This is a genomic window from Variovorax glucosi (genome assembly GCF_051216695.1).
Classification (GTDB): domain Bacteria; phylum Pseudomonadota; class Gammaproteobacteria; order Burkholderiales; family Burkholderiaceae_C; genus Variovorax.
In genome coordinates this window covers 1,361,496-1,379,817 of sequence record NZ_JBPJZE010000002.1, presented here as the reverse complement: position 1 = coordinate 1,379,817, position 18,322 = coordinate 1,361,496, and the positions used below count along the sequence as shown (strand labels likewise).

Annotated in this window: 19 protein-coding genes and 1 pseudogene; 13 read left to right on the top strand and 7 right to left on the bottom strand. The window is 63.2% G+C overall.

The genetic code is table 11. The features are described 5' to 3' along the window. Positions 1-267: 267 nt before the first annotated feature. Genes ACSFA3_RS14670 through qatD form a run of 4 tightly spaced genes read left to right on the top strand, consistent with a single transcriptional unit; the run spans position 268 to position 4,986 of the window. Entirely contained in the window at positions 268-2,151 is a 1,884-nt protein-coding gene (locus tag ACSFA3_RS14670; RefSeq protein ID WP_435506173.1) for a KAP family P-loop NTPase fold protein, read from the top strand. Further along, positions 2,151-2,972: a Qat anti-phage system associated protein QatB gene (gene qatB, locus ACSFA3_RS14665; protein ID WP_435506172.1), complete on the top strand. Its 822-nt coding sequence runs from the start codon at positions 2,151-2,153 to the stop codon at positions 2,970-2,972. The genes ACSFA3_RS14670 and qatB overlap by 1 nt, the downstream gene beginning before the upstream one ends. Then, entirely contained in the window at positions 2,969-4,255 is a 1,287-nt protein-coding gene (qatC, locus tag ACSFA3_RS14660) for a Qat anti-phage system QueC-like protein QatC (protein ID WP_435506171.1), read from the top strand. Before qatB ends, qatC begins: the two co-directional genes overlap by 4 nt. After that, positions 4,252-4,986, top strand: a complete 735-nt coding sequence (gene qatD / locus ACSFA3_RS14655; protein ID WP_435506170.1) for a Qat anti-phage system TatD family nuclease QatD — start codon at positions 4,252-4,254, stop codon at positions 4,984-4,986. Before qatC ends, qatD begins: the two co-directional genes overlap by 4 nt. Positions 4,987-5,345: 359 nt before the next feature. Here the strand turns inward: qatD and ACSFA3_RS14650 are convergent. From ACSFA3_RS14650 to coaBC, 3 genes and pseudogenes are all read right to left on the bottom strand, one after another. Continuing rightward, positions 5,346-5,591 (bottom strand): annotated as a pseudogene (locus tag ACSFA3_RS14650) (dCTP deaminase/dUTPase family protein); the annotation flags it as partial. Between the two features lie 12 nt (positions 5,592-5,603). Then, entirely contained in the window at positions 5,604-6,077 is a 474-nt protein-coding gene (locus ACSFA3_RS14645; protein ID WP_435506169.1) for a hypothetical protein, read from the bottom strand. Beyond that, positions 6,074-7,306 carry a bifunctional phosphopantothenoylcysteine decarboxylase/phosphopantothenate--cysteine ligase CoaBC gene (gene coaBC / locus ACSFA3_RS14640; protein WP_435506168.1) on the bottom strand — a complete coding sequence of 411 codons (1,233 nt, stop codon included), beginning with the start codon at positions 7,304-7,306 and terminating at the stop codon, positions 6,074-6,076. The genes ACSFA3_RS14645 and coaBC overlap by 4 nt, the downstream gene beginning before the upstream one ends. Positions 7,307-7,409: 103 nt before the next feature. Here coaBC and ACSFA3_RS14635 point away from each other — a divergent pair, with 103 nt between their 5' ends. Genes ACSFA3_RS14635 through ACSFA3_RS14605 form a run of 7 tightly spaced genes read left to right on the top strand, consistent with a single transcriptional unit; the run spans position 7,410 to position 13,146 of the window. Continuing rightward, positions 7,410-9,080, top strand: a complete 1,671-nt coding sequence (locus tag ACSFA3_RS14635; protein ID WP_435506167.1) for a CTP synthase — start codon at positions 7,410-7,412, stop codon at positions 9,078-9,080. Further along, positions 9,077-9,934 carry a 3-deoxy-8-phosphooctulonate synthase gene (gene kdsA / locus ACSFA3_RS14630; RefSeq protein ID WP_435506166.1) on the top strand — a complete coding sequence of 286 codons (858 nt, stop codon included), beginning with the start codon at positions 9,077-9,079 and terminating at the stop codon, positions 9,932-9,934. Before ACSFA3_RS14635 ends, kdsA begins: the two co-directional genes overlap by 4 nt. Continuing rightward, entirely contained in the window at positions 9,928-10,218 is a 291-nt protein-coding gene (locus tag ACSFA3_RS14625; protein ID WP_435506235.1) for a DUF1330 domain-containing protein, read from the top strand. The genes kdsA and ACSFA3_RS14625 overlap by 7 nt, the downstream gene beginning before the upstream one ends. A 51-nt stretch (positions 10,219-10,269) precedes the next feature. Continuing rightward, positions 10,270-11,553: a phosphopyruvate hydratase gene (gene eno, locus ACSFA3_RS14620; protein ID WP_435506165.1), complete on the top strand. Its 1,284-nt coding sequence runs from the start codon at positions 10,270-10,272 to the stop codon at positions 11,551-11,553. A 19-nt stretch (positions 11,554-11,572) separates the two neighbouring features. Then, a complete protein-coding gene (ftsB, locus tag ACSFA3_RS14615) occupies positions 11,573-11,848 on the top strand; it encodes a cell division protein FtsB (RefSeq protein WP_435506164.1) in 276 nt (91 codons plus the stop codon). 10 nt (positions 11,849-11,858) lie between these two features. After that, a complete protein-coding gene (pnuC, locus tag ACSFA3_RS14610) occupies positions 11,859-12,494 on the top strand; it encodes a nicotinamide riboside transporter PnuC (RefSeq protein ID WP_435506163.1) in 636 nt (211 codons plus the stop codon). 4 nt (positions 12,495-12,498) lie between these two features. Next, complete coding sequence (locus ACSFA3_RS14605) at positions 12,499-13,146, top strand: AAA family ATPase (RefSeq protein WP_435506162.1); 648 nt, start codon at positions 12,499-12,501, stop codon at positions 13,144-13,146. A 39-nt stretch (positions 13,147-13,185) separates the two neighbouring features. Here the strand turns inward: ACSFA3_RS14605 and hslO are convergent, their stop codons facing one another. Next, complete coding sequence (gene hslO / locus ACSFA3_RS14600) at positions 13,186-14,184, bottom strand: Hsp33 family molecular chaperone HslO (protein WP_435506161.1); 999 nt, start codon at positions 14,182-14,184, stop codon at positions 13,186-13,188. Positions 14,185-14,210: 26 nt separating this feature from the next. Continuing rightward, positions 14,211-14,738: a gamma carbonic anhydrase family protein gene (locus tag ACSFA3_RS14595; protein ID WP_435506160.1), complete on the bottom strand. Its 528-nt coding sequence runs from the start codon at positions 14,736-14,738 to the stop codon at positions 14,211-14,213. A 36-nt stretch (positions 14,739-14,774) separates the two neighbouring features. On the opposite strand from ACSFA3_RS14595, the gene ACSFA3_RS14590 reads away from it, so the two are divergent. Together ACSFA3_RS14590 and ACSFA3_RS14585 are read left to right on the top strand one after the other, a co-directional pair. After that, positions 14,775-15,581 carry a ferritin-like domain-containing protein gene (locus ACSFA3_RS14590; RefSeq protein ID WP_435506159.1) on the top strand — a complete coding sequence of 269 codons (807 nt, stop codon included), beginning with the start codon at positions 14,775-14,777 and terminating at the stop codon, positions 15,579-15,581. A 119-nt stretch (positions 15,582-15,700) separates the two neighbouring features. Beyond that, positions 15,701-16,189, top strand: coding sequence for a hypothetical protein (locus ACSFA3_RS14585; RefSeq protein WP_435506158.1), 489 nt, complete (start codon positions 15,701-15,703; stop codon positions 16,187-16,189). A 13-nt stretch (positions 16,190-16,202) separates the two neighbouring features. Here the strand turns inward: ACSFA3_RS14585 and xerD are convergent, their stop codons facing one another. Both xerD and ACSFA3_RS14575 read right to left on the bottom strand, forming a co-directional pair. Continuing rightward, entirely contained in the window at positions 16,203-17,150 is a 948-nt protein-coding gene (gene xerD / locus ACSFA3_RS14580; protein ID WP_435506157.1) for a site-specific tyrosine recombinase XerD, read from the bottom strand. Between the two features lie 65 nt (positions 17,151-17,215). After that, positions 17,216-18,217: a tripartite tricarboxylate transporter substrate binding protein BugE gene (locus ACSFA3_RS14575; protein ID WP_435506156.1), complete on the bottom strand. Its 1,002-nt coding sequence runs from the start codon at positions 18,215-18,217 to the stop codon at positions 17,216-17,218. Positions 18,218-18,322: the final 105 nt, after the last annotated feature.

Genomic DNA, 18,322 nt, shown 5'->3' with positions numbered 1-18,322 from the left:
GAAACCCAGTTCGGACCGAGCTGGACACCAGCTCCGGCGCCAGATGATCACGAAGTCCGGCAGCGTGCGCAGACGTGTCATATCAAAGGGTGCCACATCCAGTTCCGGCCACGAGCAGTCGCCCGCCCCGGCACCGCAAAAGACAGCACCTGACACTGACTGGGGCCATCCGATGCTTCCGGGTCAGTTGACTGCTATCGACGCAATACCCCCGCCGTCGTGTGGCAACATGAGCGAAATGTTACAAATCAGATGGGGAGGATGGATATGTGGCATGACATCGAAGCTGAAGTCGACCTGCTCAACTTCGGCGTGGTCGCGCGCGCGGCTGCGGACCTGATTCGCCAAGCTGCCGGTACTCCACTGACCATTGGCGTCTCGGGCGGTTGGGGCGCGGGGAAGTCGACGCTGGTCAAACTGACCAAGGCCGACCTCGAGACGGCTGAGCCCTCCGGCGCGGCTGCCAGCCCGTACATCGTGATGGAGTTCAATGCTTGGCTCTATCAGGGGTACGAGGACGCTCGGCAGGCGCTCTTGCAAGCTGTCTCGGACCGACTCCTCGAAGAGGCGAAGAAGCGCGAGGGCTTCGTTGACAAGGCGGTTGCTGTCGTCAAGCGCGTCAAGTTGCTCAAGCTGGCACGCTTGGCTGCGCCCGTGCTTGCGCATGCCGGCATTGGCTCCATCGCCGGCGGGCCGCTTGGCACATTTATTGGCGCAGCGACGGGCCTAGCTAAGGGACTCTCCGATGAGACCAAGCGTGAAGAGAACTTATCCGCGCTCAAGAATGCATACGCAGACCTGAAGCCTGAGTTGAAAGAGCTGGTCGGGGAGCGGGAAGACGACTCATTGCCGAAGGAAATTCATGCTCTCCGGAAGGCGTTCGAGGAGTTGCTCGCAGATATGGGTGTGACGCTGGTGGTGTTCGTCGACGACCTGGACCGTTGCTTGCCGCAAACGGCCATCGCAACGCTTGAGGCGATGCGGCTTTTGCTGCACGTGAAGAACACTGCGTTCGTCATCGCTGCAGATGAAGCCATGATTCGCGGCGCTGTCCGTGCGCACTTCGCTGGCATGGACATTGAAAGCGGTCTGGTGACGAGCTACTTTGACAAGCTCATCCAAGTGCCGCTGAAAGTCCCCCGCCTCGGCGTCAACGAAGTGAAGGTATACCTTGCGCTGATGATGGCCGACCTCGCCGTCAGGCAGGAGAAGCTAACGCCGAAGTTTCAACCGCAAGGCCAGAAGGCGCTCCTCTCCCTGTTGAAAACCGCGTGGGGCAAAGGCATCTCGCGCGACGACTTGACCAAGGCCTATGGCGATGGCGCGAAGAGCATCGCCAGCGAACTCGGCATTGCTGACCAGCTTGCACCGTTGCTGGTCAGTGCAACAGACATCGCTGGCAATCCGCGACTCATTAAGCGGTTCATGAACAACTTGATGATTAGGCTGACCATCGCCAAGGCGATGGACATGCCGATTGCGATTGAGCAGCTTGTGAAGGTCCAGCTGCTCGAGCGCGTTGCATCGCCGGCTGCCTTCGAATTCTTCGTGAAGGCTGTCGCTGCAAACCCGGATGGCAAGGCGGAATTTTTGGAAGCGCTTGAGCGGGCTGCTCAGGCTGACGAGGAGTACGTCACCCCACACCCGTCTTGGTCCACACCCTTCTACCAACAGTGGGTGCGCCTGAGCCCGCGCCTGAGCGGTTCTGACTTGCGTGCGCTGCTGCACCTCAGCAGGGACCGCTCGCTCGGCTTGGCAGCGTACGACGAATTGTCTGAGGAGGGCAAGCGCCTGCTTGAGGCAACGATGGAAGCAAAAGAAGTCTCCAAGGTACTCGTGCCGCAGCTCACGGCACTCGGCCAAGCTGACGTGTCCCGCATTCTCACCCGCGTCATCCGGAAGGCACGGGATGGCCAATGGAACGCAGTCGACCTTCTTCGGTGCCTCAACTGCACCGAAGCCCATCCTGATCTGGGCGAGCAGTTCGTTCAAGCGCTGGAGGAAATTCCTCCGGGAAGCAGGCCATACGCAATCTTGCCAAAGCTGAAGAGCAAGCCATGGGCAGCTTTGTTGCTCGCAGATTGGCGTGACGACCCAGAGTCTGCGGAGCAGGTCAAGACGTACCTGAAGGCGTCCAAGGGAGGGAAGTGATGGGGACTTCGACTTCAAGCCGCGGCCCAGGCCCCAACGTCAGCCTGGACCCTCCATGGCTCGACGACGTTCTTGACGGGCTTGGCGGCGATGCAGTTCCTCCCGCCGATGGTGAGCCAGTGCCGCCGACGGGTGCTTCAGGAACTGCGCAGCCAGCGCGCTATGCGGAGGCGCGTAGAGAGCTCAAGAAGTTCATCAAGAGCGGCAATACCGACAACCTCCGTGACGCCATAGGGCACTACTCGCGCAAGGGCAGCGGTGGGGCCAGCGCTGCGTCGACTCGCATGCGCGCGTCGACGCGAGGAGGCGCAGAGCTCTTCTCGTTTCTCAACGCGGTCAGCCAAGGGGCGTCGGCGGAGGCGCGCCAGTGGGTGCAGGACCTTCAGAGCAAGAATCCGACGGCCGACGACGTGGTGGACGCTATCGTTCGTGAGCTGTCCCCGCCAGGCGGGAGTGCCGATGAGGAAGCACTTCGCGATTCCATGGCGTCGGCATTGACGGAGCTGGTCATCGAGAACCCAGACATCGACCTCATGCACCTGCAGACGTCCGACATCTGGGAACTGATGAAGAGCTACCTCGCATCGGAGGTGACGCACCGGCTCTGCTTTGACCTTGGGCCTCTCCTGGAAAGCGCAAAGGTCGACCCAGTCACCGCAGTGCAGCGCGAGCAGGACATGCGGATTTTCATCAAGGAGGAGGTTGGAGCGCATCTCGACCTGCTTCGGGAGTCAAGGCCTAATCCCTCTCGTTCAGACCTTGATGCCATCTTCCAGGAGACCCTGAAGATGACCTTCGAACTATTTGAAGCCGGCCTATGACTCGTGTCTTTTGCGGTCCGAAGGACCACATCCCTTCGCAGCGTGAAGTTGGTGTCGAGTACGTCTCGATGTACGAGCACGAAGGGCTGGCAGACGTCAGCACGGTGGGAACGGCGCTCATCAAGGACATCCTTGCTTCCGGCGTTGCGCCGAGTGCCCGCAGCTGGGATTTCCTGTCGTTGGCGCTGGCGGTCAACGCGGCGGACAACGTGCTTGAACGGGCCCCGAGCCCCGATGGTTGGACCCGGCAGATTGAGCTGGAGGTGGTGCTCTACGAGCCCGAGCCGTACCAAGTGCTAGCCCAGGAAATCGCGCAGGCGTTGCGCTTCCTTACCGGCGACTTCTGGAGGCTGACTTTTGTTGATGGTGGCTATCCGCCGCCGCGGCCTAAGTCGATTGTGCGGTTTGACGCCGACTGCGTTTGCTTGCTCTCAGGAGGACTAGACAGCCTGGTGGGGGCGCTGAACCTCACCGAGCAAGGTCGTCAGCCGCTGCTGGTGTCGCAGACGGCAAAGGGCGATAAGGAAACGCAGAGCCTCTTCGCGAAGGGGCTTGGAGGGAAGGAGCGGCATCTACAGTGGAACCAGAACATCCGCCCCAAGGTTGACGACATCGAAGGTTCGACACGCGGACGGTCCATAGGCTTCTTTGCCTTCGCCGCAGTCGCCGCTGACCATCTCGCCTCAGTGAGACCCGACCTCCCAGGCCGAATTGAAGTTGTTGTTCCCGAGAACGGCCTCATCAGCTTGAACGTGCCGCTCAATTCCGGCCGTGTGGGTAGTCTGAGTACGAAGACGACGCATCCCGTGTTCATGGACCGTCTGCAAAAGCTATGGGACGCGCTAGGCATACCCGCGGTGCTGCAGCTGCCATATGCCGCCAAGACGAAGGGGGAGATGATGGCTGAATGCAGGGTTCCCGAGGTGCTGAACCAAGTTGCGACCCAAGCGACCAGCTGCGGTCGTTTTGTCCGGAACGGCTACAAGCACTGCGGCCGATGTGTTCCATGCCTGGTCCGCCGCGCGTCGTTCATCCGCGCCGGCATCGCGGACGGCACGATCTATGTATATCCCATGCTCAGAGGCGCGCAGCTCGACAACGACCCTAACGACATCGGTGCAGTCGCTGCGGCAGTGCTGAAGGTCGAGCAGAATGGGGTGCGCATCGTCACCGCTGGCCAGTTGGCTTTTGCTGAGCCAAGTCGGCGGCGAGAGTTCGAAGAAGTGGTCCGGCGAGGGCTGGCAGAACTGGGTGTGCTGATGCGACAGCAACATGTCCTGTGATTGACCTCCATTCGCACCTTGACCTGTATCCGGATGGGCTCGCTCTCGCGCAGGAAGTAAACCGAAGGAATGAGTTCACGCTCGTGGTGACGACGAGCCCACGTGCGTATAGGGCCACATCCAGAGTGTTCGCAGGGCTGCTCAACATCAAGGTGGGGCTTGGCCTTCATCCCGAGGTTGCTGTGACCAAACAGGGCGAGCTCGACGACCTCGTTGCCGGCATCGCCAAGGCACCCTTCATTGGCGAAATTGGGATGGACGGGTCACCACGATTTCGCGGCTCGCTGTCCGTTCAGGAGCCGATTTTCCGCGCGGCCCTGTCGGAGTGCGGCCGGCATCCGGGAAAGGTGATGAGCATCCACTCGCGTGGAGCTGAGCGGCGTGTAGTCGAACTGCTGGCTACGACGAGGCACGCGGGCATCCCATTGCTGCACTGGTTTTCCGGAGCACTCACGGAGCTGGAGAACGCCGTTCGCATTGGATGCTGGTTCAGCGTTGGGCCTGCGATGCTGGAGGGCGAGAAAGGTCGAGCCCTGATCGCTCGAATGCCTCTGAACCGGGTGCTGCCTGAAACGGATGGGCCCTTCACAAGCGTCGGAGGAAGGCCTCTCCAGCCTTGGGACGCATGGTCTGTGCGCGAGCCTATTGCGGGAATCTGGGGCATGCCGGTCGAGGACGTTGGGGAACAGCTACGGCAGAACCTGCATCGGTTGCTTCGCAAACCAAGTTAGCCGTACAGAGCCAGCATGCAGCTCTGAGAGTACGAATGCAGCGGAGCAGGAAGTGGTCGAACCCATGTCTGCGAATGCCGCGCCAGCGCCTCAAGAGGGCACAAGTGAACTTTGGGATGATTTCCTAACTCCCGCAGAGGCGAATTGGCCGGGAGGGGGGGCGCTGCGCGCCCGCAAAAGCAAAAGCAAGACTGCACAAAGAGAAGCCAGCGGGCCGGTGTTCAAAGTGAGCGGCGCTGCCTGGCTCAGAGGTTCAGTAGTCAGCTCTGCATCAGGGCCTACTCCGTGACCATTTGAGCTTCGATCTGCTCAGTGGCTCAGTGAGACAAACCTGAGACTGTTTGATTCCTGCGCATAACGACCAGGTTGCCGAGCACGATCCCGTGCTTGTGACCAAGACCGGACCGCGGAAGGATCAGCGCCGCATGGCCTGGGTCGGCCAGATGGATCGCGATGCCGGTACCGATCAGCTGCCAGCCATTGGGCTCCAGCGTGACCGGCGCGTCCAGACAGGCGCGCAGGTCGAGGCCGGCGCTGCCGGGCGTTGCATAGGCGGGAAGCTGATCCGCCATGCGCGGATCGAGGATTCGAACGTCGACTTTCAAGAAAACCTGCCTTTATCTGTTTGTGGTCTGGCTGCGCAACCAGGCGCTCCAGCTCGTGTGGCCCTGCGGCATCGCCCAGTTGCGCAGCCCCTTGGCAGCCCAGATCCCGGCGAATACCACTGCGACTACCAAGCCGAAAGCCGCGCCGCTGCCGATCAGTGCAACCAGCACCAGAACCCATGCCACGGCGGCGATTTTCGCGATCTTGAACGGAACCGGGCTGCTGCCGGGCGTGATCGACACCAGCGGCTTGACCGGAAGCCGCTGTCCGGCGCGGCGCCAGGGAGGAACAGTGGTGGCGCCGGCATCGTCCGCATCTGTCGAATAGCTCGATCGCGCGGTCACGGGCGATTGCGTCGGCCCGCCATCCAGGCTGTGTTCCCCGTCCGCTTGCGACATGCGCCGGGCTCTCGCGGATTTCGCCGACAGCCGCTCGACATAGCTGGCGAAATCACCGTCGGGCGGCGTGTTCCATTGCGTATTCACATTGGGCTCCAGGCGGGCAGACGCACCGCGATCTCGTTGACCAGTGCGCGCGCCAGCGTCAGCTTGGACGCGCGCGGCAGTTCGCGCTCGCCGTCGGCGTCGACCAGCAGCAAACTGTTGTCGTCCTGCCCGAAAGTCAGCGGTCCGATGTTGCCGACCAGAAGCGGAATTCCCTTTCGCTCGCGCTTCGCCCGCGCGTGCATGAGCAGGTTTTCGCTTTCGGCCGCAAAACCGACGCAAAACAGCTTTCGACTGCGCGAACGCTCGCTTTGCGCCATCGTCAGCAGGATGTCGGTGTTCTCGACGAAATGCAGTACGGGCGGCTGGCCGCTGCCGTCTTTCTTTATCTTGTGATCGCTTGGCGTCGCGGGCCGCCAGTCGGCCACGGCGGCCGTCGCGACGAACACGGTCGCCGCCTGCGATGCGCTCAGCGACGCATCCAGCATCTGTTGCGCCGATTGCACGTCGATGCGCCGCACGCCGCGCGGCGTCGGCTGATGCACCGGTCCGGCGATCAGCGTGACTTCGGCGCCCGCCTCGCGCGCCGCGCGCGCCACTGCAAAACCCATCTTTCCGGAAGAATGGTTAGTGATTCCACGGATCGGGTCGAGTGCTTCGAAAGTCGGTCCGGCGGTGACCAGAACATGCTGACCGGCCAGCACCTTGGGCTGGAAGAAAGCGATCAGGTCTTCGAGGATCTGCGCGGGCTCCAGCATGCGGCCGTCGCCGGTCTCGCCGCAGGCCTGCCAGCCCGAACCCACACCCAGCATCGTCGCGCCGTCGACGGCGACCTGCTGCAGATTGCGCTGGGTAGCGGGATGCGCCCACATCTCGCGGTTCATCGCCGGCGCGAGAAGCAGCGGCACCTGCGCCGTCGGGCGAGCCAGGCACATCAGGCTCAGCAACTCGTCGCTGCGGCCCTCGACCAGCCGTGCGATGAAGTCGGCACTGCACGGCGCGATCAGAATCGCATCGGCTTCGCGGCCGAGATTGATGTGCGGCATGTTGTTGTCCTGACGCACGTCCCACTGCGAGGTGTAGACCGGCCGGCCGGAGAGCGCCTGCATCGTCACGGCGGTAATGAACTGCGTCGCTGCGTCGGTCATGACGACCTGAACGGTGGCACCGGACTTGATCAGCAGCCGGCAGAGTTCGGCCGATTTGTAGCAGGCCACGCCGCCGGTGAGGCCGAGAACGATGTGTTTGCCGGTGAGGTCGAGTTGCTGCATCGCGGCAGTTTAAGGGTCTGCCCGGTCGCTATCCGTGATGTGCTTCACGCGCCACCTATAATCCCGATTTCCCACTGACCGGACTTGCACGTCTGGAAATGGCATGACCAAATTTGTCTTCGTCACCGGCGGTGTGGTGTCTTCCCTGGGCAAGGGAATCGCCTCCGCATCGCTCGCCGCGCTTCTCGAATCGCGCGGCCTCAAAGTTACCCTGATCAAGCTGGATCCGTACATCAATGTCGATCCCGGCACGATGTCTCCTTTCCAGCACGGCGAAGTCTTCGTCACCGACGACGGGGCCGAAACCGACCTCGACCTCGGCCACTACGAGCGCTTCATCAACACCCGGATGCGCAAGGCCAACAACTTCACGACCGGACAGATCTACAAGACGGTGCTGGAGAAGGAACGTCGCGGCGACTATCTCGGCAAGACGGTTCAGGTGATTCCGCACATCACCAACGAGATCCAGGAATACATCAAGCGCGGCGCCGGAATCGGCACTACGCACGAGGTCGACGTGGCGATCGTCGAGATCGGCGGCACGGTCGGCGACATCGAGTCGCTGCCCTTCCTCGAAGCGGTGCGCCAGATGAGCCTGCGCAGCGGTCCGAACAATTCGGCCTTCGTGCATCTGTCGTACGTGCCGTGGATCGCCGCGGCGGGCGAACTCAAGACCAAGCCGACGCAGCACACCGCCAAGGAACTGCGCGCAATCGGTATCCAGGCCGACGTGCTTCTGTGCCGCGCCGACCGGCCGATTCCCGACGACGAGCGCGCAAAGATCTCGCTGTTCTCGAACGTGCCCGAATGGGGCGTGATCTCGATGTGGGACGTCGACACCATCTACAAGGTGCCACGCATGCTGCACGAGCAGGGCCTCGACGGCCTGATCTGCGACAAGCTGCGCATCAACACGCCGCCGGCCAAGCTCAAGCGCTGGGACGACCTGGTGTACGAAGTCGAGCATCCGCAGCGCGAAGTGCTGATCGCGATGGTCGGCAAGTACGTCGACCTGTCGGACAGCTACAAGTCGGTGAACGAGGCGTTGCGCCATGCCGGCATGAAAAATCATGCGCGGGTGAAGATCGAGTACATCGACTCGGAAACGATCACGCCGCAGGAACTGTCGCGCCTGAACAAGTACGACGGCATCCTGGTGCCGGGCGGTTTCGGCCAGCGCGGCGTCGAAGGCAAGATCTCGACCGCACGCTTCGCTCGCGAGAACAAGGTTCCGTACCTCGGCATCTGCCTGGGCATGCAGGTCGCGACCATCGAATACGCACGCAATGTCGCAGGCCTGAAGAACGCCAACAGCACCGAATTCGACCCCGAGACGCCCTGCCCCGTGATCGCGCTGATCACCGAATGGAAAGACACCGACGGCACGGTCAAAACGCGCGATGCGAAATCCGATCTCGGCGGCACGATGCGCCTGGGCGCGCAGAGCTCCGACGTCGCCGGCGGCACGCTGGCGCACGAAATCTACGGCGACGTGGTGACCGAGCGCCATCGCCATCGCTACGAAGCCAACGTGCATTACCTCGACAAGTTGCGCGATGCCGGCCTGGTGATCTCGGCGCTGACCCAGCGCGAGCACCTGACGGAGATCGTCGAATTGCCGCGCGATGTGCATCCATGGTTCATCGGCGTGCAGTTCCATCCTGAATTCAAGTCGACGCCATGGGGCGGTCATCCGTTGTTCAACGCGTTCATCAAGGCCGCGCTGGAACATCAGGGCGTCGAGAAGAAAAGTTTGAAAGTCGTCGCATGAAGCTTTGTGGATTCGATATCGGGCTCGACAAGCCCTTCTTCCTGATTGCAGGTCCGTGCGTGATCGAGTCGGAGCAATTGCAGATGGACGTGGCCGGGCAGCTGAAGGAAATCACTTCGGCGCTGGGCATCCCGTTCATCTTCAAGAGCAGCTTCGACAAGGCGAATCGCTCGTCGGGCACGACCTTTCGCGGTCCGGGCCGCGAGAAGGGTCTGGAGATCCTGGCGAAGGTCAAGCGCGAACTGGGCGTGCCGGTGCTGACCGATGTTCACAGCGAAGACGACATCATCGAAGCCGCAAAAGTGGTCGACGTGCTGCAGACGCCGGCTTTCCTGTGCCGCCAGACCGACTTCATCCGCGCCGTCGCCCAATCGGGCAAGCCGGTGAACATCAAGAAGGGCCAGTTTCTCGCGCCGCACGACATGAAGAACGTGATCGACAAGGCACGCGCGGCCGCCCGTGAAATCGGCCTGCCGGAGGACAACTTCATGGCCTGCGAACGCGGCGCAAGCTTCGGCTACAACAACTTGGTTTCGGACATGCGCGCGCTGGCGATCATGCGGGAAACCGGCGCGCCGGTCGTGTTCGACGCAACCCATTCGGTGCAGCTGCCGGGCGGCCAGGGAACGAGTTCGGGCGGTCAGCGCGAAATGGTGCCGGTGCTGTCGCGTGCGGCAGTTGCAGTGGGTGTGGCGGGTCTGTTCATGGAAACGCATCCCGATCCGGCCAATGCGATGAGCGACGGTCCGAATGCGGTGCCGCTGAAGCACATGAAGGCGCTGCTGGAGACGTTGCTTGCGCTGGACACGGTCACCAAGAAGAACGCATTTCTCGAGGACAGTTTTCAATCATGAGCGCCTACATCATCGCCAACGTCGAAGTCACGAACCCGACGCAATACGAGGACTACAAGAAGTGGTCGAGCGCGGCCATGCAGGCGCATGGCGCCGAAGTGTGCGTGCGCGGCGGCAAGATCGAAGTGCTCGAAGGCGACTGGGAGCCGCAGCGGATCGTCGTGCTCAAGTTCGCTTCTTTCGAAGCGGCCAAGGCTTTCAACGACTCGCCTGAATACGGCAAGGCGCGCGAATCGCGCCAGGGCGCTGCGGTCATGCGCATGATCGTGGTCGAAGGCCTGTAAATTCGCCACCCATCGAATTCTGAATTTTTAAAAAGCTGGAGAACTTGAACAATGAGTGCAATCGTTGACATCGTCGGCCGAGAGATCCTCGACAGCCGCGGCAACCCCACCGTCGAATGCGACGTGCTGCTCGAATCGGGCACCATGGGCCGTGCGGCCGTGCCTTCGGGCGCTTCAACCGGATCGCGCGAAGCGATCGAACTGCGCGACGGCGACATGGCGCGCTACCTCGGCAAGGGCGTACTGAAGGCCGTCGACAACATCAACACCGAAATCTCGGAATCGGTGCTCGGCCTCGATGCCAGCGAGCAGGCTTTCCTGGACCGCACGCTGAACGACCTGGACGGCACCGACAACAAGGCACGCCTGGGCGCCAACGCCACACTGGCCGTGTCGATGGCCGTGGCCCGCGCCGCGGCCGAAGAGTCCGGTCTGCCGCTGTACCGCTACTTCGGCGGCATGGGCGGCATGCAGCTGCCGGTACCGATGATGAACGTCATCAACGGCGGCGCGCATGCCAACAACAGCCTCGACCTGCAAGAATTCATGATCATTCCCGTGGGCGCCAAGAGCTTCCGCGAAGCAGTGCGCTACGGTGCGGAAACCTTCCATGCGCTGAAGAAGATCCTCGGCGACCGCGGCATCAGCACGGCAGTCGGCGACGAAGGCGGTTTCGCGCCCAGCGTGGCCAGCCATGAAGAAGCGATCCAGCTGATCCTGGAAGCGATCGACAAGGCCGGCTACGTGGCCGGCGAGCAGATCGCGCTCGGCCTGGACTGTGCGGCCAGCGAGTTCCACAAGGACGGCAAGTACGTGCTGTCCGGCGAGAACCTGTCGCTGTCCGCCGAAAGCTGGACCGACATGCTGGCGACCTGGGTCGACAAGTACCCGATCATCAGCATCGAAGACGGCATGCACGAAGGCGACTGGGACGGCTGGAAGCATCTGACCGAGCGCCTCGGCAAGCGCGTTCAGCTGGTGGGCGACGACCTGTTCGTCACCAACACGAAGATCCTGCAGGAGGGCATCGACAAGGGCATCGCCAATTCGATCCTGATCAAGATCAACCAGATCGGCACGCTGACCGAAACCTTCGCAGCCATCGAGATGGCCAAGCGGGCCGGCTACACAGCCGTGATCTCGCACCGTTCGGGCGAAACCGAAGACTCGACCATCGCCGACATCGCCGTGGGCACGAACGCCGGACAGATCAAGACCGGCTCGCTGTCGCGTTCGGACCGCGTCGCTAAGTACAACCAGCTTCTGCGCATCGAAGAAGACCTCGGCGACATCGCCAGCTACCCTGGCCGCGCCGCGTTCTACAACCTGCGCTGATCCGGCGGAGTCGAGCCCCGTGCGCCTGCGCATCGTTCCTGTCGTCCTGGTGGTGCTGCTGCTGATTCTTCAGCTGCAGCTCTGGACAGGGCGCGGCAGCGTGCGCGATGTGTCGCAGCTCGAGCAGAAGCTAGTTCGGCAGAAGGAATCCAACGCTCGCGCTTCGCTCGCCAACGACCGGCTGGCCTCCGAGGTCAACGACCTCAAGGAAGGCCTGGAGATGGTCGAAGAACGCGCGCGGCAGGAACTCGGCATGGTCAAGCCGGACGAAGTGTTCGTACAGATCACCCGCTGATCGTTCGCCGATGCCGGATTTTCTTTCCGCCCCCGCATTCTTTCTGTGGGGCGCCCCGGCGACGTGGCTGGAACTCATCGCTGCCGTCATGGCACTGGTCATGGTCGGCTGCAACATGCGCGAAATCCACTGGGGTTGGCCGCTCGGCATCGCAAGTTCGCTGCTCTATTTCTTCGTTTTCGCGCAGGCGAAGATCTACGGCGACGCGTCGCTGCAGATCTTCTTCGCGGTGGTCGCGCTCTGGGGCTGGTTCCAGTGGTTGCGCGGTCGCCGCCATGACGGCGACGCCGTCGATGGAACGAGCACGTTGCGAATCGCGCGGCTTTCCCCTCGGGGTATCGCGGCGACATTGTTCGGCTGCTCCGTCGCCTGGCCGCTCATCGCCCTCTTTCTCCGCCGTTTCACCGACACCGATGTTCCGTGGTGGGACGGTTTCGCAACCGGGCTCAGCCTGGTCGGCCAGTTTCTGCTGGGCCGCAAGTTCATCGAGAACTGGCTGGTCTGGATCGCCGTCAACGTCGTCAGCGTCGGCCTGTTCGTGCACAAGGGACTTTGGCTGACCGTTGCGCTGTACGCGGTGTTCACCGTGCTGAGCGTCGTCGGCTATCTGGCCTGGCGGCGTCGGCTTGTACCCTTGACGACCTGATGCCATGACGCCAACTCTCGTCCGCGGCTGCGTGATCGCAGTGCTCGGCGCGGAAAGCACCGGCAAGACCGAACTTGCCGTCGCCCTCGCCGCCCGATTGAATCAGCGCGGCATAGCGACAACGCTGGTGCCCGAATATCTCCGCGAATGGTGCGAACGCGAAGGCCGCACGCCTCGGCCTTCCGAACAAGCCGGCATCGCCGACGAGCAGACGCGCCGCATCGCCGAAGCGTCGGAACATGGCGTGGTCGTCGCCGACACCACCGCCGTGATGACCGCCGTCTACAGCGACATGCTGTTCGACGACGGCTCGCTCTATGACGGGGCGCTCGCCGCCCAGCGTCGCTACGCAGTCACGCTGCTGACCGCGCTCGACCTGCCCTGGGTGGCGGACGGCATGCAGCGCGACGGGCCGCACGTGCGTGAGCCGGTCGACGCGATGGTGCGAGCTGCCCTGGGGCGCGCATCGGCGTCGTACGCTGTCGTGCATGGGCGTGGCGCAGAAAGGCTTGCAAGTGCGTGGAATGCACTGAATCTTGCGGCACAGTCCGAGGGCCGGGCCTCGAGCGGATGGCGCTGGTCATGCGACAAATGCTCCGACCCGGTGTGCGAACACAGCATGTTCACCGATCTGCTCGCCAGGAAGACCTGAGGCGCCGCCCGGCGCTCCGGTTCGGCTTATCGGTCCGGCTTATTGAACGGTGGTCGTCGGCGGAATCTGGTCGCCCGGCGGCTTGAATATCTGTGCCGCATCGACCGCATCGAAACGGTACTGCCGTCCACAGAAATCGCAGCCGACCTCGATGTCGCCGCGCTCGGCCAGGATGTCTTCGGCCTCCTCGATCCCGAGTCCGCGGATCATCCCCGCGACACGCTCGCGGCTGCAGTTGCATGCGAAATGCGGTCCTTCGAGCCCCGTCTGCGGTTCGAAGCGCAGCAGCTTCTCCTCCCAGAACAGTCGACGGAGGATCGTGTCGACGTCGAGCGTCAGCAATTCGTCGCGGGTGAGGCTCGACGCGAGGATCGATATCCGGTTGTAGTCCTCGTTCAGTCCGATCTCGTCTTCGTTCTCCGGATTGCGATCGCGCTCCGACGTTCCTTCGAGATTGCCCTCGCCCTTCACCGGCAGCCGCTGTATCAGCAAGCCGGCGGCCACCTTGTCGTCGGCCGCGAGCACCAGCGTGGTGTCGAGCTGTTCGCTCTGGAGCATGTAGTGCTGCAGCACGTCGCTGAGCTTGTCGAGCTTCTCGCCCTGATCGCCGAAGAGCGGCACCACGCCCTGGTACGGCTGCTGGCCCGGCAGGCGGCCCTTGGGTTCCAACGTGATGGCGCAGCGGCCCTTGTTGTTGACGTTGACCATGTCCGGCAGGCGCGCACCGGCCGGCAACTCGCCCACCACCGTGGCGGTCGCGCGCAGGGCCAGGTCGTGCTTGACTTCGGCCACCATCACCTTGACCGGTCCGTCGCCGAAAACCTGGAGGATCAGCGAGCCGTTGAACTTGATGTTGGCCTGCATGAGCGTGGCGGCCGCCGTCATCTCGCCGAGCAGTTCGGCCACGGGCTGCGCATACGCGCCGGTGGCCGTGTTCGACGCGCGGCGCGCCAGGATCTCCTGCCAGCCGTCGGTGAGGCGGACGATCATGCCGCGGACCGGCATGCCGTCGAACAGGAATTTATGCAGCTCGCTCACGGGGTTTCCTTCTTTCTGGGGACGTGTCAATCGGCGATCTTGCGCAGGCCCTTGGCGAACCGGCGACTGTTGGCGACGTAGTTTTCGGCGCTCTGCAGCAGCTTGGCGGCGGCAGCGTCGTCGAGCGTGCGCACGACCTTGGCCGGTGCGCCGATGATGAGCGAGTTGTCGGGGAACTCCTTGCCCTCGGTCACGACGCTGCCTGCGCCGACTATCGAGTTGCGGCCGATCTTCGCGTTATTCAAGATCACCGACTGGATTCCGATCAGCGAGTTGTCGCCGACAGTGCAGCCATGCAGCATGACCTGGTGGCCGATGGTCACGTTCTCGCCGATCGTCAGCGGGCTGCCGAGGTCCGAATGCAGCACCGACATGTCCTGCACGTTGCTGTTGCGGCCGATGGCGAGCGTCTCGTTGTCGCCGCGCAGCACGGCGCCGAACCAGACGCTGGCGTTCTCGCCGAGCACCACCTTGCCGATCACCTGGGCGCTGTCCGCGACCCATGCGCCATCACCCATTTGCGGCGCCTGGCCGTCGAGTTCATACAGTGCCATCGTTTGTCTCCGAAGGTCAAAACTAGAATTGTAGGGATGCATCCCAGACTCCGCGCACTCGAAGCGCTCCGCGTGACCCGACCCGAAGACAAGGTGGCGGCCACGCGCGAACTCGCCGCCCGCAGCCTTTCCGAGCCGATGCCGGACGTCGCGCTGGCTGCGCCCGAAGATCCGCCCGGCGTTCCCGGACGACCCGAGCGACCGCTGCGCATCGACGCCATGGCGATCGGCCGGCGTTCGCCCTTCATGCCGGAAGGTCGGGCGGGGCTGATCCATGCGATCTGCCACATCGAATTCAACGCCATCAACCTCGCGCTGGACGCCGTCTGGCGTTTCGACGGCATGCCCGAGGCCTACTACCGCGACTGGTTGCGCGTCGCCGATGAAGAGGCCCAGCATTTCGCCCTGCTGCACGCGCACCTGAAAACGATGGGATTCGACTACGGCGATTTCGTCGCCCACGACGGCCTCTGGACGATGTGCGAGAAAACCGCCCATGACGTGCTGGCGCGGATGGCGCTGGTGCCGCGCACCCTGGAAGCGCGCGGGCTCGACGCCACGCCGCAGATCCAGTCGAAGCTGGCGCGCGTCGGCACGCCCGATGCGCTGGCGGCGAGCGCGATCCTGGACATCATCCTGCGCGACGAAGTCGGTCATGTCGCCATCGGCAACCACTGGTATCGATGGCTTTGCGAGCGACAGGACCTCGACCCGATCGCGCACTACCGCGTGCTGTACCGCCGGCACGAGGCGCCGCGTCTGCGGCCGCCTTTCAACCTCGAGGCGCGGGCACGTGCGGGATTCACGGATGAAGAGCTGCAGGATCTGGTTCGGACGGACTGATTAGGACAGGTCCTAGCGGGGCGAGACAACGCCGCAAAGATCATTGGCGCTGGCGGACACGCATGGATTTTCCGGACGTGTCGACTGCCTGTTCTTCAACCGCGCCAAGCTACTTTTCCATGTCCAACACCGCATCCATCTCCCCTGCCCTGTCGATCAAAAATCCGTCCAAAAGCGAGACGCCGGCTGCCGACGCGGCGTTCAACAAGCCTACGTTCAAACGCTCGAACATCGAGTCGGGCAAAGACCAGATGTATGGAGGTGTTCATCGGCACCATCAGGTGAAGCCCACAGGCCGGGATTTCGTAGCAAGACAGGCTCTGGAGACGACGTGCCAGCAGCTTCACACCCGCATGAACGAAGGGGCTCTCGACGTGCTCGGCTTTGCGCATCAGGGACAGCATGGCATCGCGCACCACAACGAGAAGTCGGAGCCCGTTCTCAGCGTGCAGCTAGGCGCCCAGCCCGGCGTTCTCACCATTTCCTCCATGGCCGACATCAGCTACATGGGAAAGCCGCTGGTTCGACTGTCCAGCGAGGAACTGCACGATGCGACCCATCTCGCCTCTTCGGTGCTGAAGGCCGATATCAAGGTCAACCGGTTCTGATACCCACCTTCGATCACCCGCGCGGATGGTGATGCGCATGCATCTGCTTCAGGCGCTCTCGGGCCACGTGCGTGTAGATCGTCGTGGTCGAGATGTCGGCATGGCCCAGCAGCAACTGCACGGCGCGCAGGTCGGCGCCGTGGTTCAGCAGATGGGTCGCGAACGCATGGCGTAGCGTGTGCGGCGACAGCGGCGAAAGAATGCCCGCGGTCGCGGCATGCTTCTTCACGATGATCCAGAACATCACCCGCGTCATGCCCGATCCGCGCGCGGTCACGAAAAGATCCGGTGTCTGCTGCCCGCCGAGGATCGCCGGCCGCGACTCCTCCATGTAGCGCTCGATCCAGCGCCGCGCCTCGCCGCCGAACGGCACGAGGCGCTCCTTGTTTCCCTTGCCGAGCACGCGCAGCACGCCGTCGTTCATGCTCAGCTCGAACACCTTTAGCGCCACCAGTTCGCTCACCCGCAGACCGCTGGCATACATCAGTTCCAGCATGGCGCGATCGCGCAGGCCGAGTGTCTCGCCGACGTCCGGCGCGTTCAGCAGATCGTCGACCTGCTTCTCGCTCATCGTCTTGATCGCTCGCGGCGCCTGGCGGGCGGGCGCAAGCCGCAGCGTCGGATCGGCGACAAGACGGTTCTCGCGCACCGCCCAGCGGAAATAGCGCTTGAAGACCGTCAGCCGGCGGTTCGCCGAAGTCGCCTTGCCGCTCTTGCCCTCCTTGTTCTTCTCGAGCAAACGCGCGCCCATGTAGGCCTGCACATCGTGCTCCGTCGCGGCGCCGAGCGCGAGCTTGCGATGCTCGGCAAGCCACTGCGCGAACACCGCCAGATCGCGGCGATATGCAGCCAGCGTGTTGCGGGAAAGGCCGTCCTCGAGCCAGAGCGCGTCGATGAAATCGTCGATCTCGGGCCATTGCGGGGTGATCGGGGTGTTCGGCGTGTTGTTCGCGGTAAGCATAGGCAAGCAAGATAGCAAACAAGAACGCCGCCTCGAGAGGCGGCGTCGGCTTCGGAGACTGGACGTCAGTCGAGCTTCAGCTTCTGCTTGGCCACGACCTGCTTGTACACCTCGAATTCGGCCTTGATCTGCGCGGCGAACTGCTCGGGCGTGTTGGCGACGATCACCGAATCGGTGTCCTCGATGCGCTTGCGCACGGCCGGGTCGGCAAGCGACTTCCGCGTCGCTTCGCTGATCCTGTCGACGATTTCCTTCGGCAGGCCCTTGGGTCCGAGGATGCCGTAGTAAGCCATGCGATTGACCGGCTCCAGCCCGACTTCCTTGAACGTCGGCACATTGGGCAGCGCCGCGACGCGCTGCGGTGCGCTGACGACGATCGGGATCAGCTTGCCGGCCTTGATGAAGGGCAGCGCCGATGGCAGGTTGTCGAAGATGATGGGTACCTGGCCGGCCACCGTGTCGTTGAGCGCCGGGCCGGCGCCGCGGTACGGGATGTGCGTCACGAAGGTGTTCGTCAGGCTCTTGTACAGCTCCATCAGCAGGTGGCCGATGCCGCCGGTGCCGGAAGTCGAGTACGAGTACTTGCCGGGATTCTTCTTGAGCTCGGCAACGAATTCCGCATAGTTGCGCGCCGGGAAGCTCGGGTTCACCGCGATGATGTTCGGTGTCGCGGCGATGTTGATGATCGGCGTGAAGTCCGTGAGCGGGTCGTACGGCACTTTCGGATTGATGGCCGGATTCGCCGCGGTGCTCGACACCGTCGCAATGCCGAGCTTGTAGCCGTCGGGCGCCGCACGTGCCGTTTCCGCCGCACCCACGATGCCGCCGCCGCCCGGGCGGTTCACCACGATCACGCTCTGGCCGAGCACGCGTCCGAGCGGGTCTGCAATCACGCGGGCCACGATGTCGGTCGTGCCGCCGGCCGCGAACGGCACGGACAGTTCGATCGGCTTGTTGGGATAGCCCTGGGCCGCGGCCGGGCCCACGAAGAAGGCTGCGCCGGTGAACGCCCCCAGCGCGACCAGCGCCGAGGTACCGGCGCGCCTGTTGAATTGACGACGTTGCATGACGAGACTCCTCACGAAAGACGAAAAAGACGAAAGAACGGATGCTATCGGTTCAGCTGCAGGTCAGACACGAGGATTACCCCGCCGTGCTGCGGTTTATCCTCG